This is a genomic window from Pseudarthrobacter sp. CCNWLW207 (assembly GCF_037203945.1).
GTDB lineage: Bacteria > Actinomycetota > Actinomycetes > Actinomycetales > Micrococcaceae > Arthrobacter.
On sequence record NZ_JBBCBS010000001.1, the window covers coordinates 196376 to 212437 of the forward strand.

Annotated in this window: 15 protein-coding genes; 5 read left to right on the forward strand and 10 right to left on the reverse strand. The window is 63.5% G+C overall.

Features of this window, described 5'->3' with window-relative positions; all coding sequences use genetic code 11:
* Position 1: 1 nt before the first annotated feature.
* The 9 genes from V9L17_RS00755 to V9L17_RS00795 form a co-directional block, all read right to left on the reverse strand.
* A complete protein-coding gene (locus V9L17_RS00755) occupies positions 2 to 1327 on the reverse strand; it encodes an ABC transporter permease (protein WP_337350065.1) in 1326 nt (441 codons plus the stop codon).
* Positions 1324 to 2697 (reverse strand): ABC transporter permease, encoded by a 1374-nt coding sequence (locus tag V9L17_RS00760; protein WP_337350066.1) that lies wholly within the window; start codon positions 2695 to 2697, stop codon positions 1324 to 1326. The genes V9L17_RS00755 and V9L17_RS00760 overlap by 4 nt, the downstream gene beginning before the upstream one ends.
* Positions 2690 to 4315, reverse strand: a complete 1626-nt coding sequence (locus V9L17_RS00765) for an ABC transporter ATP-binding protein (RefSeq protein ID WP_337350067.1) — start codon at positions 4313 to 4315, stop codon at positions 2690 to 2692. Before V9L17_RS00765 ends, V9L17_RS00760 begins: the two co-directional genes overlap by 8 nt.
* A 178-nt stretch (positions 4316 to 4493) precedes the next feature.
* Positions 4494 to 5600 (reverse strand): BMP family lipoprotein, encoded by a 1107-nt coding sequence (locus V9L17_RS00770; protein WP_337346672.1) that lies wholly within the window; start codon positions 5598 to 5600, stop codon positions 4494 to 4496.
* Between the two features lie 288 nt (positions 5601 to 5888).
* Positions 5889 to 6911, reverse strand: coding sequence for an NADP-dependent oxidoreductase (locus V9L17_RS00775; RefSeq protein WP_337350068.1), 1023 nt, complete (start codon positions 6909 to 6911; stop codon positions 5889 to 5891).
* Positions 6908 to 7339 carry an organic hydroperoxide resistance protein gene (locus V9L17_RS00780; protein ID WP_337346674.1) on the reverse strand — a complete coding sequence of 144 codons (432 nt, stop codon included), beginning with the start codon at positions 7337 to 7339 and terminating at the stop codon, positions 6908 to 6910. Before V9L17_RS00780 ends, V9L17_RS00775 begins: the two co-directional genes overlap by 4 nt.
* A 43-nt stretch (positions 7340 to 7382) precedes the next feature.
* On the reverse strand, positions 7383 to 7817 hold the full coding sequence (locus tag V9L17_RS00785; RefSeq protein ID WP_337346675.1) for a MarR family winged helix-turn-helix transcriptional regulator: 435 nt from the start codon (positions 7815 to 7817) through the stop codon (positions 7383 to 7385).
* 124 nt (positions 7818 to 7941) lie between these two features.
* Positions 7942 to 9150 carry an amidohydrolase gene (locus tag V9L17_RS00790; protein ID WP_337346676.1) on the reverse strand — a complete coding sequence of 403 codons (1209 nt, stop codon included), beginning with the start codon at positions 9148 to 9150 and terminating at the stop codon, positions 7942 to 7944.
* An 89-nt stretch (positions 9151 to 9239) separates the two neighbouring features.
* The gene (locus tag V9L17_RS00795; protein ID WP_337346677.1) at positions 9240 to 10373 is read right to left on the reverse strand and encodes a mannose-1-phosphate guanylyltransferase; all 1134 of its coding nucleotides are present in this window, start codon (positions 10371 to 10373) and stop codon (positions 9240 to 9242) included.
* Between the two features lie 257 nt (positions 10374 to 10630).
* On the opposite strand from V9L17_RS00795, the gene sdhC reads away from it, so the two are divergent.
* The 5 genes from sdhC to V9L17_RS00820 all read left to right on the forward strand — a co-directional run bounded on the left by sdhC (position 10631) and on the right by V9L17_RS00820 (position 15036).
* A complete protein-coding gene (gene sdhC, locus V9L17_RS00800) occupies positions 10631 to 11011 on the forward strand; it encodes a succinate dehydrogenase, cytochrome b556 subunit (RefSeq protein ID WP_082576094.1) in 381 nt (126 codons plus the stop codon).
* Between the two features lie 3 nt (positions 11012 to 11014).
* A complete protein-coding gene (locus tag V9L17_RS00805) occupies positions 11015 to 11485 on the forward strand; it encodes a succinate dehydrogenase hydrophobic membrane anchor subunit (RefSeq protein ID WP_337346678.1) in 471 nt (156 codons plus the stop codon).
* A 101-nt stretch (positions 11486 to 11586) separates the two neighbouring features.
* Positions 11587 to 13386: a succinate dehydrogenase flavoprotein subunit gene (gene sdhA, locus V9L17_RS00810; protein ID WP_337346679.1), complete on the forward strand. Its 1800-nt coding sequence runs from the start codon at positions 11587 to 11589 to the stop codon at positions 13384 to 13386.
* A 1-nt stretch (position 13387) separates the two neighbouring features.
* Positions 13388 to 14170, forward strand: coding sequence for a succinate dehydrogenase iron-sulfur subunit (locus V9L17_RS00815; RefSeq protein ID WP_307051608.1), 783 nt, complete (start codon positions 13388 to 13390; stop codon positions 14168 to 14170).
* Positions 14171 to 14265: 95 nt separating this feature from the next.
* Complete coding sequence (locus tag V9L17_RS00820; protein WP_337346680.1) at positions 14266 to 15036, forward strand: alpha/beta hydrolase family protein; 771 nt, start codon at positions 14266 to 14268, stop codon at positions 15034 to 15036.
* On the opposite strand, the gene V9L17_RS00825 is transcribed toward V9L17_RS00820, so the two are convergent.
* Positions 14993 to 16048, reverse strand: coding sequence for a YihY/virulence factor BrkB family protein (locus tag V9L17_RS00825; protein WP_337346681.1), 1056 nt, complete (start codon positions 16046 to 16048; stop codon positions 14993 to 14995). The two genes, V9L17_RS00820 and V9L17_RS00825, sit on opposite strands and share 44 nt — an antisense overlap.
* Positions 16049 to 16062: the final 14 nt, after the last annotated feature.

The window sequence follows — 16062 nt, forward strand, 5'->3', positions numbered from 1 at the left end:
GTCAACCCTTGACGTACGGGATGCCGCTGGCCGCCGGCGGCCTGGAACGTCCCACCAGTCCGGCGACGGCGAAGACGGTCACCAGGTAGGGCAGCATGGCCATGAACTGGCTGGGCACGGGGGTCCCGATAATAGTCACGATGCTCTGGAGGTTGTCCGCGAAGCCGAACAGCAGGGCGGCAAAGAAAGCTCCAATGGGGTTCCACCGGCCAAAGATCAACGCGGCCAGGGCGATGAATCCGCGACCGCCGGAGATCTCCTTAGTGAAGCTGTCGATCGCCACCAGGGTGAAGAACGATCCGCCGATGCCTGCGATGGCGCCGCCGATGGTGACGTTCCAGAAACGCGTGGCGTTGACCTTGATGCCCAGGGTGTCCGCCGCCTGCGGGTGTTCGCCCACGGCACGGACCCTTAGCCCCCATTTGGTCTTGAAGAGGCCAAGCCAGACGACGATGACCGCGACGTACATCAGGTAGCCCACCAGCGTCTGCTTGAACAGGATGGGCCCAATGATCGGGATACCGGACAGCACCGGAATTTCGATGTTGTCCAGGCCCACGGGCGAATTGAACTGGGCCTTGTTGGCCTGCATGACGGTACTGAACAGGAAACCGGTGAGGCCGGACACCAGGACGTTGAGGACAACACCCACAATGATCTGGTTGACCAGGTACTTGATGCTGAAGAGCGCCAGGACCATGGAGACGACGGCACCCGCCACTGCTGCGGCCAGTAGGCCCAGGAAGGGGTTCCTGGTCATCGTCGCCACCATGGCGGCCGTGAACGCACCGCCGAGGAGTTGCCCTTCGATTGCTATGTTGACCACGCCGACGCGTTCGCACAGGACCCCCGACAAGGATCCGAACACCAGCGGTACTGCAAGGGTGACGGATCCGGCGATCAGGCCCGCAAGCGAAATGCTGGGCGTACGGGCTCCGCCCACCACCCAGATCAGGAAGGCTGCCACGAAGAGTACGGTGAAGGTGATGGGCAGCCAGGCCGGTGCTGCCTGGTCCTTCGTTTTGAGGAAGACCGCATACGCCGCGAGCCCCAGCAGGATCACCGAAAGCACCAAGCCGCCAAGGAACGCGGGCACTTCGAGGGCCGGTAGCTGGAAGAAGTCACTGCCGGTGGAAATGCCAAACTCGGCAGTCTGGTTGGGTCCCAAGAGGCCAAAGAAGACAAAGGCGACGAGTGCCAGGAGCGCCAGCATCACGGGGGTCTTCCATGTCACTGGCTTAGCCGAGACTCCCTGGGACCGGTTGGCGGCCTGCGGGGTTCCAGGCTCGCGTTTTCCTGGCAGGGGCGAGGTTGCTGTTGTGCTCATGCTGCGCCTCCGGTGGTTGCTGCCTGCTGGGACCTGCCGGCTTTAGCCGGCTTCCTGCGCCGTGGATTCAGCCCGAAGACGGCCCGCACCAGCGGCGGGGCCGCGATGAAGAGGACGATCAGGGACTGGACCACCAGGACGATGTCGATGGGGGTTCCGGTCTGGATCTGCATCTGCACGGCGCCGGCGCGGAAGGCGCCGAACAGCAAGCCCGCCGCGAAGGTGCCCCACGGCGTCGAACGTCCCAGCAGCGCAACGGTGATCGCGTCGAAGCCGTAAGTGGCAGCCACCCCGTCGGTCAGGACCTTTTCCGTCCCTGCTACCTGGGCGACCCCTGACATGCCGGCCAGGGCTCCCGCGATTGCCATCACCAGGATGGTGGAGCGCGACACGTTGATGCCGGCTGTCTGGGCCGCCTTGGGGTTTGCCCCCACGGCCCGGAATTCAAAGCCGACCGTGGAACGGTTGAGGAGCCACCAGACCAGGATGGTTGCGGCGATGGCCAGGATGAAGCCCAGGTGCAGCCGGTACTGTGAGCCGAGGATTTGAGGGTATACCGCGGTGGCGTCCAGGATGGGCGAGATGGGGTTGGATTCGCCCGGTCGCTGGAAGGCCGGCGTGTTCAGCAGATATCCCAGAAAGTACAGCGCCACATAGTTGAACATGATGGTCACGATGACCTCGTGGGCGCCTGTCCGGGCCTTGAGGAGCCCCACCAGCCCGCCCCACAGTGCGCCGCCCACGATGCCGGCTACGAGGACCAGCAGCAGGTGCAGTCCCACCGGGAGGTGCAGCGCGAAGCCAACCCACGCGGCAAGGATGCCTGCCATGACGATCTGGCCTTGGGCACCGATGTTAAAGAGGCCCGCGCGGAATGCCAGGGCTACACCCAGGCCAGCGGTGATCAAGGGCGTCGCAATGGTGAGGGTCTCCATCAGCGGGGCAAACTGGACAGCCACGCTGGAAGCCATCGGGTTGAAGATCGCACCCTGGAACAGGGCTACATAGGAGCCAGTGGCCGCGGTCCAGACAGCGGAGAGGAAATCCGTGGGGCGGGCAAACAGGTACGTGGAGGTCGCGCCCACCCGCTCATCGGTGCTTGCTATCAGCAGGCCGCCGATGACGAGGGCAAGCAGCACAGCCAGCAGGGAAACCATGCCGCTGCCGGTGAAGATCCGCCGGGCCAGTGTCTCGGGACCGCCAGGCAGCTTGCCGCTCTGCGCCGTGGCCGGAACCGCCGAAGGTTCCATGGCTCCCCCGGCAGTATCCAGGGCGACAACCGCGGCAGTTTCCTCGGCAGCGGGACTGTCCTCATGGGGTTTCTCAGCAGGCCGGTCAGCCGCGTGTTTGCGGGGGTGCTTCTCAGACATGGTCGCCTCCTTCGGCGCTGGCGGTGGAGGTTGGTGGGGTCTCAGTGGTGCCTGTTTCCCGGCGCCCGTTTTCTGCGGGCAGCTTCCCTGCGAGCGCAGTGTCCGTTGGTGTAGCGTCCTCCGGCGATATCCCGGCCATCATGAGGCCGAGGACGTCCCTGCCTGTGCCCGAAGGGACTATGCCCACGAGCTTGCCCTTATAAACGACCGCAATCCGGTCGGCGAGTTCCATGACCTCGTCCAGCTCCGTGGAAACGATCAGCACAGGCGTTCCGTGGTCGCGTTCGGCAACGATCCGTTTGTGCAGGAACTCGATCGAACCAACGTCAACACCGCGTGTGGGTTGGGAGGCGATAAACAATCGCAAGGGCCGGGAGAGTTCCCTGGCCATGACTACTTTTTGCTGGTTGCCTCCGGACAGCGTCCCTGCAGCCAGGGACCCTGACTCGGTGCGGACATCGAACTCGCCAATCCGCGCCTTCGCATTCTCCAGGACTTTCGCCGGGCTCATGCTGATCCCCTTGGCGAACGGGGGCTGGTCGTAACGGTCCAGGACGAGGTTCTCTGCGATGGAGAACGTTCCGATCAGGCCGTCCACCGAGCGGTCCTCCGGAACAAAACCGACGCCGGAGTTGAGGACATCTTTGACGCTGCGGCCCAGGAGTTCTTCACCGTCGAGCATGATCGAGCCGTGAACCCGATCTTGCAGGCCAAGGATGGCCTCGGTCAGTTCCGTCTGCCCGTTTCCCTGGACCCCTGCCAGCGCCAGGATCTCGCCCCGGGCGATGTCGAAGCTGATGCCGTCTACTACGTGTTGGCCACTCGGGGCAATGACGGTGAGGTCCTTGACCTGGAAGGTCTTCTCCTGGGGCTTGGCGGGAGCCTTGTCCAGGGTGAGGCTGACAGCCCGGCCGACCATCATCGATGCCAATTCCGCCGTGGGGGCCGCAGGGTCAGCGCTGCCCACAACTTTGCCGCGCCGGATCACGGTGATGGTGTCGGACACCGCCTTGACCTCACGGAGTTTGTGCGAGATGAAGACAATCGAGGTTCCGCTGCTTTTGAGCTGGCGCATGATGTCCAGCAGCTCATCGGTGTCCTGTGGCGTCAGCACCGCCGTCGGTTCGTCGAGGATGAGGACCCTGGCGTCGCGGACGAGCGCCTTGATGATTTCCACGCGCTGCTGCACGCCCACCGGGAGGTCCTCCACCAGGGCATCGGGGTCGACGTCGAATCCGTAGCGGTCCGAGATCTCCCTGATCTTGCGCCGGGTGTCGTCCAGGTTAAGGAAGCCGCCCGCCTTGGTGGATTCCGCGCCAAGGGCTACATTCTCGGCAACCGTGAAGACAGGAACGAGCATAAAGTGCTGGTGCACCATGCCGATGCCGGCAGCCATGGCGTCGCCGGGGCCGCGGAAGGAAACTGGTTTGTCGTCAATGAGGATTTCGCCCTCGGTGGGCTCGTAGAGCCCGTACAGCACATTCATCAGGGTGGACTTGCCGGCCCCGTTCTCGCCCAGCAGACAATGGATCTGTCCGGGTTCAACCACCACGTCGATGTGATCGTTGGCGAGCAGGGAGCCGAAACGTTTGGTGATCCCTCTGAGTTCAAGTTTCAAAACTCTGACCAATCTCGAAGCGTCCGGTGAATCCCCACCGGACGGGATATGTGGCTGCAGCACCAGCCTAGTGCGTGCAGTCCTGCGTGGGCGGTCTCGCGGACCAGCGAACTCCAACAAAAAGCGCCACCGCCCGGCCAGTCGATGACCATCCGGGGGTGGCGCTCAGTGAAGGTGGCTAAGCCTTGGGGCTTGCCGCCGACTCGACCTTCAGCTTGCCGTCGATGATGTCCTTCTTGAGCTGGTCCAGCTCGGACTTCAGCTCAGCCGGGACCTCGGCGTCGAAGTTGTGGAAAGGTGCCAGCTGGACGCCGTCGTTCGCCAAGGTGCCAACATAGGGGGTGTTGGTGAACTTACCGTCCTTGTCGTCCTTAACCACGGTTTCAACGGCGTCGCCCATCAGCTTCATGACCGAGGAAAGCATGATGTCCTTGTATTCCGGTGCGGTCAGGAAGCCGTCGGAGTCAACCCAGATAAGCTTGACGTCCTTGCCCGCAGCCTTCGCCTCCATGAGAGCCGCGCCCGCACCCTTGCCCACCGGACCGGCGACAGGCATAACGATGTCAGCTCCCTGGTCCAGGAAGTTCTGGGTGAGCTGCTTGCCCTTGTCCTGCTTTTCGAAGTCGCCGGTGAAGCTGCCGTCCTGGGTGGCTTTGTCCCAGCCAAGGACCTTGACGTCCGCGCCCTTCTTTTCGTTGTAGTACTTCACGCCATCGGCAAAGCCGTCCATAAAGATGGTCACGGTGGGGATCTTCCGGCCCCCGAAAGTGGCTACGCTTCCGGTCTTGGTGGTTCCTGCGGCCAAGTAACCGGACAGGAACGCTGCCTGGGCGGTGTCGTAGATGATCGGCTTGACGTTGCTGATGGGCGGGTCGTAGCCGAAGTCGATGATGGCGAAGTGGCTGTTCGGGTTGGCCGCGGCCTGGGCCTTGGTGGCATCGCCGAGCAGGAATCCGACCGTCAAGGTGAGGTCGCAGTTGGCTGCAACCATCGCCCGCAGGTTCGGCTCGAAGTCGTTATTGGTCTTGGACTCGACCTGGTTGATCTTGATGCCCAGATCGGCTTGTGCCTTCTTCAAGCCCTCGTACGAGGACTGGTTGAACGACTGGTCATCGAATCCGCCGGAGTCCGAGACGATGCAGCCGGTGTAGTCACTGGCCGTCGCGGTGGGGCTGCCGGCTTCGGGAGGCGCACCGCAGCCGGTCAAGAGGAGTGCGGTAGCACCCACAGTGGCCACGCCTGCGACTGAACCGCGTTTGAGGTGTGCACGCAGTGATGTCTTCAAGATTCCTCCAGGATGAAGAGAGATGCGCTACGACGGGAATTCAATGAGTGTCTGTTTCAACCCTGAAATTCTGTTTTCACTGACGGTCCGCAGCACTGCGCCGAAGCGCTCTGATGAAAGCTACTTTAGTGGCCTGCGCCACTACCGGTAACACATCCCGGGCCGATCCCGAAGATTGTTGAGATTTTGTTACCAAGCAGTAGGTACCACGCATATATGGGGCGGATGAAACACTTGTGGCCCCGTCGAAACGGGGCCACAAGTGTTCGTCTGTCCTGGAGGACGGCGCTAGAGGCGAACCAGCATCTTCCCGGTGTTCGCGCCGCCCAGGAGGTCCATGAAGGCCCGCGGAGCGTTCTCCAGTCCGTCCACCACCGTCTCGTCGTAGCGGACCGAACCGTCCGCCAGCCAGGCCGACATCTTCTCGAAGAACTCCGGTCCGTGCTGGCGCTGTCCGCCCACCAGGAACCCGCGCAAGGTGAGCTGCTTGCCGATGGCGAGCATGAGGTTGCGCGGAGCCGGTGTGGGCTCGGTGGAGTTGTACTGGGCGATGGCGCCGCACATGGCCACGCGGCCGCCGACATTCAGGACCGCCAGCGCTGCCTCCAGGTGCTCACCGCCCACGTTATCGAAATACACGTCGATGCCTGCAGTTCCGGCGGCCATTTCGAGCTGCTCCCGCACGGGCCCGTCGTGGTAGTTGAACGCAGCATCGAAGCCCAGCTCCAGGAGCCGTGCAACCTTTTCGGGGGTTCCCGCACTGCCGATGACCCGGGAAGCGCCCATCGCCTTGGCAATCTGACCCACGAGCGACCCCACAGCACCAGCGGCACCGGAAACGAACACGGCATCCCCGGCTTTGAAGTCCGCCACCTTAAGGAGTCCGGCATACGCCGTCAGGCCGGTCATGCCCAGGGCCCCGAGGAACGCCGACGCCGGCGCGAGGTCGGTGCGGGCAACAGATGTTTTGTCTGCGTCCAGGACAGCGTACTCGCGCCAGCCCAGCTGATGGACGACGGCGTCACCCACCTTCCGTCCCTCGGCCCTGGACGCGATGACCTCACCAACGGCACCGCCGTCGAGCGCCGCATCCAGTGCGAAAGGCGCGGAGTAGGACTTGACGTCATTCATGCGTCCGCGCATGTAGGGATCCACCGAAATGTAGAGGTTCCGGACCAGGATTTGGCCCTCCTTGAGCGCCGGCAGCGGCGCCTCGGCCAAGCGGAAGTTCTCCGGAACGGGGCGTCCGGCGGGGCGCGATGCCAGGTGGATTTCACGGGTGGATGTGGGTAGTGCAGTTGTTGTGCTCATGCTGCGAACTCCAGGATTTTGATGTCCACCGTCATGTTTCCGCGGGTGGCGTTGGAGTAGGGGCAGATCTGGTGCGCTTTGGCTACCAGGCTTTCGGCCGTGGCGAGGTCAACGGCAGGGACAGCAATTTCCAGTTCCGCGGCGAGGCCGTAACCAACGCCGTCCTCCAGTGCCCCGAAGTGGATCTTGGCAGCCACCGCCGAATCGGTGAGATCAGCACGCTCCTTGCGCCCTACGAGGCGGAGTGCCGAATGGAAGCACGCAGCGTAGCCGGCGGCGAAAAGCTGCTCCGGATTGGTGCCCAAGCCGTCTCCGCCCAGTTCCACGGGGCTCGCCAGGCTGACATCCAGCTTCCCGTCCTTGGTGCGTGCGTTTCCGTCCCGGCCTTCGCCGGAAGCCAGGGCCTCGGCCGTGTAGAGAGTCTTCATGTGTGTCCGTCCTGTTGGATATGGATGGCGGAAAAAGTGGTGGTCAGTGCGAGCGGTGGAGTGCTTCCGTGAGCCTGCCGAGAGTGGCGCGGAGCTGTTCGAGTTCTTGGTCCGAAAGTCCGGCAGCATCGGCAAGATGCTGGGGAATCCCGCTGGCCTTGCTGCTGAGCGCCCGCCCGGCTGTGGTCAGGTGGATGGCTACACGGCGTTCGTCTTCGCCGGATCGGCGCCGCTCCACGAAGCCCAGCGCTTCCAGGCGCTTGAGCAGCGGCGACAGTGTGCCCGAGTCGAGCCCCAGCTCCTCCCCCAATTCCTTGACTCCCTTCGCATCGGATTCCCACAGGACCAGCATCACCAGATACTGCGGGTAGGTCAGGCCGAGGTCTTCAAGGATGGGCCGGTACACGGCGGTTGCCGCACGGGAGGCGGCGTAGAGGGCAAAGCACACCTGGCGGTCGAGGCGGGGAGCTTCAGTCATGACCTAAACGATAGTGCACAATTCAATTGTGCACAACTTACCGGATTGGAAAAGGCGCGAACTCGCAGGTAATGCGCCCAAATTGTGGAATTAAGGGCGTTAGCTGCCAGTTCGCGCCAGGGAGTCAGACGGCCCGGAGGTCGCGGATGGTCCTCAGGGCGGCGGCGGTCAGGACCTGGATGCCGAAGCCGAGGGCCCGCTCGTCCAGGATGTAATCGCCGCGGTGGAGATCGTACTCTTCGCCGCCGGGAGTCTTAGTGCCAAGCCGCATCATGGCGCCGGGCAGTTCTGCCAGGAACCAGGCGAAGTCCTCCCCGCCCATGGACTGCGGGGTCAGCACTACCGCGCCTTCGCCGATTTCAGCGCGAGCAGCAGCTTCGATGAGGGCGGTTTCGTGCTCGGAGTTAACTACTGGCGGGACTCCCCTGGTGTGCTCCAGCCGCACGTCCACGCCATACGGCGCGGCCACTTGGTGGACCACCTCATCCAGGAGTTCCCCGGCGCTGTGCCAAGCGTCCCGGTCCAGGCAGCGCATGGTGCCGGCCATGTATCCGCTGCCCGGAATGGCGTTGGGAGCGGACCCGGCGGAGATCTGCCCCCAGACCACGGACACCCCGCTGCGGACATCCACGCGGCGGGACAACACGGCCGGAACGTTCACGGCTATCTGCGACAGGGCAAACACGAGGTCTTCGGTCAGGTGCGGGCGGGAGGTGTGGCCACCCCGGCCTGACAGCTCAATCCGAATGGTGTCCGACGCCGAGGTGATGGCGCCGATGCGCGTTCCGATCTTGCCGACGTCGATACGCGGGTCACAGTGCAGCGCAAGGATCCGCGGGACGCCGTCCAGGACGCCTTGCTCGATGCACGAATGCGCACCGCCGGGCATGGTCTCTTCTGCGGGCTGGAAGATAATACGGACAGTGCCACCCAGCGGCGCTTCCTGGTGCATCCGGTCAAGCACCAAGGCGATGCCCAGCATGGTGGTGGTGTGGACATCATGGCCGCAGGCATGGGTCACGCCGTGGTTCTTGGACGCGAACGGCAGGCCTGTCTCTTCGATGATGGGGAGGGCATCGATATCACCGCGCAGGGCAGTGGCAATGGGGCCCTCACCGACGTCCACCGTCAGCCCGGTTCCGTCAAGCCGCTTGGGTTGCAGGCCGGCAGCCTCAAGCCGTTCCACGAGCCTGTCAGTGGTTCGGAATTCCTTGAACGACAGCTCAGGGTGCGCGTGAAGGTCCCGGCGGAAATCGATCAGTTCCGGAAGGAGCGGCTCCAGCCATGGCCCCACCAACGCGGTGGGCTCAGCTTCAGTAGTGTAATTGCGCACAGATTTACTCTAGCGAGCGTCCACGGAATAGCGGCATCACAGGCGGCGCGTTACGGATTACTCGTCCCGGAGCGACTCGGACCATTGAACTACAGGACGTCGGTGTCGCCGCTTGCCTTCAGCGCATCAACAGCACCCTTGACCCGCTGGGCGTGCTGCTTGGTGGTCACCAGAAGGGCGTCCCCGGTGTCAACGATGACAACGTCCTTGATGCCGATAAGGGCAATGACGCGCTTCGTGTCAGAGACCACCACGCCGCTGGCGTTCTCGGTGAAGACGCGGGCTCCCTCGCCAATAACCGTGACGTCATCCACCTCACGGGCGCTGTTGAGCCGGCCCACCGATGCGAAGTCTCCGACGTCGTCCCAGCCGAAAGTGCCGGGGACCACTGCGACGTCGCCTGCAGCGGCAGCAGGTTCGGCCACCGCGTAGTCAATGGCGATCTTGGGCAGTGTGGGCCAGACCCGTGCCGTGACTGCATCCCGTTCGGGAGTGTCCCACGCCTGGGCAATCTCCTGCAGGCCCTTGAAGAGTTCCGGTTGGTTGGCTTCAAGGTGCTTAAGCATCAGGGCAACGGGAGCCACGAACATACCCGCATTCCAGACGTACTCGCCGCTGTCCACATACTGCTGGGCAACGTCCTCGTCCGGCTTCTCCACGAACTCCACCACCGCCTGGGCACTGGGGGCTCCTTCGATGTGGAGTTCCTGCCCGGCCCGGATGTAGCCGAAACCGGTGGACGGGTGGGTCGGCTTAATGCCGATCGTCACGATCTTTCCCGCGGCTGCCGTATGGATGGCCTCCCGGACGGCTTCCTGGAAAAGGTGGTCCGGGCTGATCACCTGGTCTGCGGCAAAGGAACCCATGATGGTATCCGGGTCCCGTTCGTGCAGGATGGCAGCGGCGAGGCCGATGGCTGCGCCGGAATCCTTCGGCTCGCTTTCGAGCACGAGGTCGGCGTCCTGGACCTCGGGCAACTGGCGGCAGACGGCCGCACGGTGTGCCGTGCCCGTGACCACGAGGACCCGCCGGCCCGCCAAGGGCTCTAGTCGGTCGTACGTGGCACGAAGCAAAGTGCTGCCAGACCCCGTGAGGTCGTGGAGGAACTTGGGAGCTGCTGCGCGTGACAGGGGCCATAGACGGGTCCCCACTCCGCCTGCCGGAATCACCGCAATAAAGCGGTTAAGGGGTGAAGCCGGGCTTGTCACTTTGTTTGTACTCATCACCGCTTACTTTAGCGGACCCGCCCGCGGAGGCCTCCCCAAAGGGCAGCTGGCACGCCCCGAACCGCCCGATCATGTGGCGTTCGTCTCAAAACAGGCGCAAAACCGCGGCAGCAGGAGTCACCAAGGAGTTCCTAAATTGAATAAGCTGTGAGCGAAGCCTAGATTTAGGCCTGAGCTACGAGTGCTCTCGCAGCAGGCGTTCCCCCCGCGTGGATCTCATGCCAGCGCCGCTGTGTTGCAGGGAGGTTTAATCAGTGCCGACAAAACCAGCTGGCACCTTGTACCGCGGCCGTGAAGGCATGTGGTCCTGGGTAGGACACCGTATTACCGGTGTTGTGATCTTTTTCTTCTTGTTGGTCCATGTGCTGGACACCTCATTGGTGCGTGTGTCCCCCGAGGCCTACACGGCTGTGATCGGTGCCTACAAGAATCCCCTGATGGCCCTGGGTGAAACGGGCCTTGTCGCCGCGATTGTCTTCCACGCCTTTAACGGCCTGCGGATCATCGCCGTCGATTTCTGGAAGAAGGGCGCGAAGTACCAGCGCCAAATGCTGTGGACGGTCCTGGCCCTTTGGGTAGTCGTTATGGTCGGCTTCTCCATCCGCCACCTTTCCCTCGCCCTCGGAGGTCACTAAGCCATGACTGCAACTCAGATCCAGAGTCCGCGCAGCGGCAAGATCGCCCCGCAGTACCGCCGCAGCGGCGCATCGAGGGGGAACTTCGAGATGGCCGCTTGGCTGTTCATGCGGCTCTCAGGCGTGGTCCTGGTTGTCCTGATTTTCGGGCACCTCTTTGTGAACCTGCTCGTGGGCGAAGGCATCCACGCCATCGACTTCGGTTTCGTGGCCGGCAAATGGGCCGATCCGTTCTGGCAGTTCTGGGACCTGGCCATGCTGTGGCTCGCCATGCTGCACGGCACCAACGGCGTCCGCACCATTATTAACGACTACGCCGAGAAGGACTCCAGCCGCTTCTGGCTCAAGGCAGTGCTCTATGCTGCCACCGCCGTCATCATCATCCTCGGCACCTTGGTGATCTTCACCTTCAACCCGTGCCCGTTGGACGTCAACGGCGTGCCGCTGCCGGGTGGTTTCTGCCCCGCTGCGTAGCGACCATCTGGAGCCCGCGATTAACCGCGGGCCGCGTTTTGCGGAGCAGGCAACGCCTGCCCGTTGTTTTACACAGAATTTTGAGAGAAAGAGCGTCTGGTATGCAGGTCCATAAGTACGACGTCGTCATCGTCGGTGCCGGTGGCGCTGGCATGCGCGCCGCGATCGAATCCGGTCAGCGCGCCCGCACAGCAGTACTGACCAAGCTCTACCCCACCCGCTCGCACACCGGTGCGGCGCAGGGTGGCATGTGCGCGGCACTTGCCAACGTCGAGGAAGACAACTGGGAGTGGCACACCTTCGACACCATTAAGGGCGGCGACTACCTGGTTGACCAGGACGCCGCCGAAGTCATGGCGAAGGAAGCCATCGACGCCGTGCTGGACCTTGAGAAAATGGGCCTGCCGTTCAACCGCACGCCTGAAGGCCGCATCGACCAGCGCCGCTTCGGCGGCCACACCCGCGACCACGGCAAGGCACCGGTCCGCCGCGCCTGCTACGCCGCAGACCGCACGGGCCACATGATCCTGCAGACTCTCTACCAAAACTGCGTCAAGCACAATGTGGAGTTCTACAACGAGTACTACGTCCTGGATCTCCTGACGGTCGAAGAGGACGCGGTCCGCGAGGACGGCACGCCGTACAAGCAGAAGCGTGTTGCCGGCGTCGTATCCTATGACCTCGCCTCCGGTGAACTGCACGTATTCCAGGCCAAGTCCGTGGTGTTCGCCTCCGGCGGTGCTGGCAAAGTCTTCAAGACCACCTCCAACGCCCACACCCTGACCGGCGACGGCATGGGCATCGCGTTCCGCCGCGGCATCCCCCTGGAGGACATGGAGTTCTTCCAGTTCCACCCGACAGGCCTCGCCGGCCTGGGCATCCTGCTTTCCGAGGCAGCCCGCGGTGAAGGTGCCATCCTTCGTAACTCCGAGGGTGAGCGCTTCATGGAGCGCTACGCCCCCACCATCAAGGACCTCGCACCCCGTGACATCGTGGCCCGCTCCATGGCCAACGAAGTCCGTGAAGGCCGCGGCTGTGGTCCGAACAAGGACTACGTCCTCCTGGACCTGACCCACCTGGAGCCTGCGCACATCGATGCCAAACTCCCGGACATCACTGAATTTGCACGGACCTATCTGGGCGTGGAGCCTTACACGGAGCCTGTCCCGGTGTTCCCGACGGCCCACTACGCCATGGGCGGCATCCCCACGAACATCACCACCGAGGTCCTGCAGGACAATGACACCGTGGTGCCGGGCCTGTACGCCGCCGGTGAAGTGGCATGCGTTTCCGTCCACGGCTCCAACCGCCTCGGCACCAACTCCCTCCTGGACATCAACGTGTTCGGCAAGCGCGCCGGCATTGCGGCGGCTGAATACGCCAAGACGGCCGACTTCGTGGACCTCCCGGAGGATCCCGAGGCTTACACCATCGAACTGCTGGACATTGCCCGGAACGGCAACGGCGACGAGAAGGTGGCCGTGATCCGCAAGGAACTCCAGGACACCATGGACGCCAACATGCAGGTGTTCCGTACGGCCGACACGCTGAACCAGGTCCTTCGGGACATCGAGTCCTTCGAGGCCCGCTACAAGAACATCAGCGTCCAGGACAAGGGCAAGCGCTTCAACCTGGACCTTCTGGAAGCCGTTGAACTCGGCTTCCTGCTGGAGTTGGCCAAGGTCATGACCGTGGCAGCCCTGCATCGTGAGGAATCCCGCGGTGGACACTTCCGCGAGGATTTCCCGGACCGTGACGACGAAAAATTCATGAAGCACTCCATGGCGTACAAGGACGACCACGCCCCGGCCGACGGCTCTGCAGAAGCAATTGCCGGCATCCGCCTGGCCACCAAACCGGTTGTCTTTACCCGCTACGAGCCGATGGTGAGGAAGTACTAAGATGTCCGCCGAACTTGCTGAGCCAGCCTCAAAGATCGAACTGCCCGCCCACATCGGAGGCGGCGGCGAGATCCCCACATTCGATGTCACGCTCCGCGTGCGCCGTTACAACCCCGAGGTGTCCGAGGACGCCACATGGGACGACTTCAAGGTGACCATGTACGGCACCGACCGCGTGCTGGATGCCCTGCACAAGGTCAAGTGGGAGATCGACGGCAGCGTTTCGTTCCGCCGCTCCTGCGCCCACGGCGTCTGCGGCTCCGATGCCATGCGCATCAACGGCCGCAACCGCCTCGCCTGCAAGACACTCCTGAAGGACCTGGACACGTCCAAGCCCATCACGGTTGAGCCGATCAAGGGCCTGCCGGTCGAGAAGGACCTGATCGTGGACATGGAGCCGTTCTTCCAGTCGTTCCGTGAAGTCATGCCCTTCCTCATCAACAAGGGCCACGAGCCCACCAAGGAACGGCTGCAGTCCGCCGAGGACCGTGAGCGCTTCGACGACACCACCAAGTGCATCCTCTGCGCTGCGTGCACGTCCTCGTGCCCCGTGTTCTGGACGGACGGGCAGTACTTCGGCCCGGCCGCCATCGTGAACGCCCACCGCTTCATCTTCGATTCACGTGATGATGCCGGCGACATGCGCCTGGAGATCCTGAACGACAAGGAAGGCGTGTGGCGTTGCCGCACCACCTTCAACTGCTCCGAAGCGTGCCCCCGCGGCATCCAGGTGACCCAGGCCATCGCCGAGGTCAAGCAGGCAATCCTCTCCCGCAAGATCTAGTTCACGTCTTACCGAACGACGGCGTCATGCACTGAAAGTGTTAATGGCGCCGTCGTCTGTTTTAACACACGACGGCCATAACGAAAGGGCACGCCATGTCCCGCTCCGAAAAAGTCAGCTTCGCAGGTTCCACCGGGGAACTCCTGTCGGGCATCATCGACGTCCCGGAGGGTCCAGTGCGCGGCTGGGGCGTGTTCTCCCACGGCTTCACGCTGGGCAAGGATAGCCCGTCCGCTTCACGGATGTGCAAGGCCCTGGCTGACACAGGCATCGGCATGCTCCGCTTCGACAACCTGGGCCTGGGCGAATCCGCCGGCCACTGGTCGGAGGGTTCCTTCAGCCATAAGGTGGCCGACACCGTCAAGGCTGCCGAATTCATGCGGGAAGAGGGCAAGGCCATCTCGCTGCTGGTAGGCCACTCCTTCGGCGGGGCCGCCGTACTGTCTGCCGCCCGCCAGATTCCAGAGCTCGACGCCGTTGCAACAGTAGGCGCCCCCTTCTCACCCAAGCACGTGGCGCACGTCTTCGACGCTGCCCTGGATAAGATCCTCAGCGAGGGCAGTGCCGAAGTGGACCTCGGTGGGAAGCGCGTGGAGATCCGCAAGCACTTTGTGGAGGACCTGGAAAACGCCGACCTCACGGACTGCATCCGCCAGTTGCACAAGCCGCTGATGGTGCTCCACTCCCCCACGGACAACACGGTGGGCATCGAGAATGCCAGCTCCATTTTCCAAACCGCCCGCCACCCCCGGAACTTCGTCTCCCTCGAGGGCAGCGACCACCTGCTCACCGGCAAGGGTCAGGCAGCGCGGGCGGCGAGGATTATTTCTGCCTGGGCCGACCAGTACCTGGACGCCGGGAAGTAGCGCCCGGCCTGTCCTTGGCACGCCCCACCACGGGCACCTTGCCGGGTTGCACGTGGCGCGAGCCCCACCCGGCTTTCTCGTGCTCCGAGGGAACGCTCCGCAGGTCCACGTCGCGGATGGCGGACCAGCTGGCGCATACGAGGTAGACCTGACTGACCAGGTTGAACCAGATCAGCAGGCCGATAATGATGGCAAACGGCGCCAGGATGGGATTGCGGCCGGCACCGGCCAGCAGTTCGGTGCTGAAGACCTGCAGCGCGGCCGTCCCGACTCCGGCCAGGATAGTGCCCTCCAGTAGTGCCCGCTTGGACAGCTTGAGTCCTCCGGCAAGGCGGAACATGATCACCGCGGTAACCCAGTTCAGTGTCAGCGGAACGCCGATCTTGATCACCGTAGTGAGCGGCCCCGCCACGGCGTCTTCCAACTGCAGGAAATCCGTGACCCAACCTGCCGCGGTCCCAAACACAAGCGAAGCTCCGGCGCTGATGACCAAGGCGACACCCAAGAGGAGGAGGGTCCCGGCGTCGCGCAGTTTGAGGACAATGGGGTTGACCTTCAGGGGCGGGAGCTGCAATACGCCGCGGAGTCCGTCCCGCAGGGCAGCGATCCAGCCCAGCGACGTCACCACCGTGACCACTGCCGCAATCACCGCGGTCCAGCCAAGGCCGTCGGGGTTCAACAGGTCCCGGGGATCCACAAGGCCTTCCCCGCCGTCCACTTTAAGCAGTCCCGGAGCACTCTGGGCCACGCTGGCGATAATCGTGTCCAGGAGGGCCGGCTGGCCCCGCAGCACCAGCCCGGCGATCGAAAAGCCAGTGGCCAACAGGCCGGTGATGGAGAAGAACATCCGGAAGCCGATGCCGGCGCTCATCAGCGGGCCGTGCTGGAGGTTGTAGTGCTGCCAGGCGCGCATTGGCCGGAAAGCGTTAAGCCGCGCCAGAAGCCACTGGAACATAGCCACAGCACTGGCCACCGGGCCGCCGTCGGACCTCTTGGCTTTGCCCCATTCCATCCGTTTCTGGATGA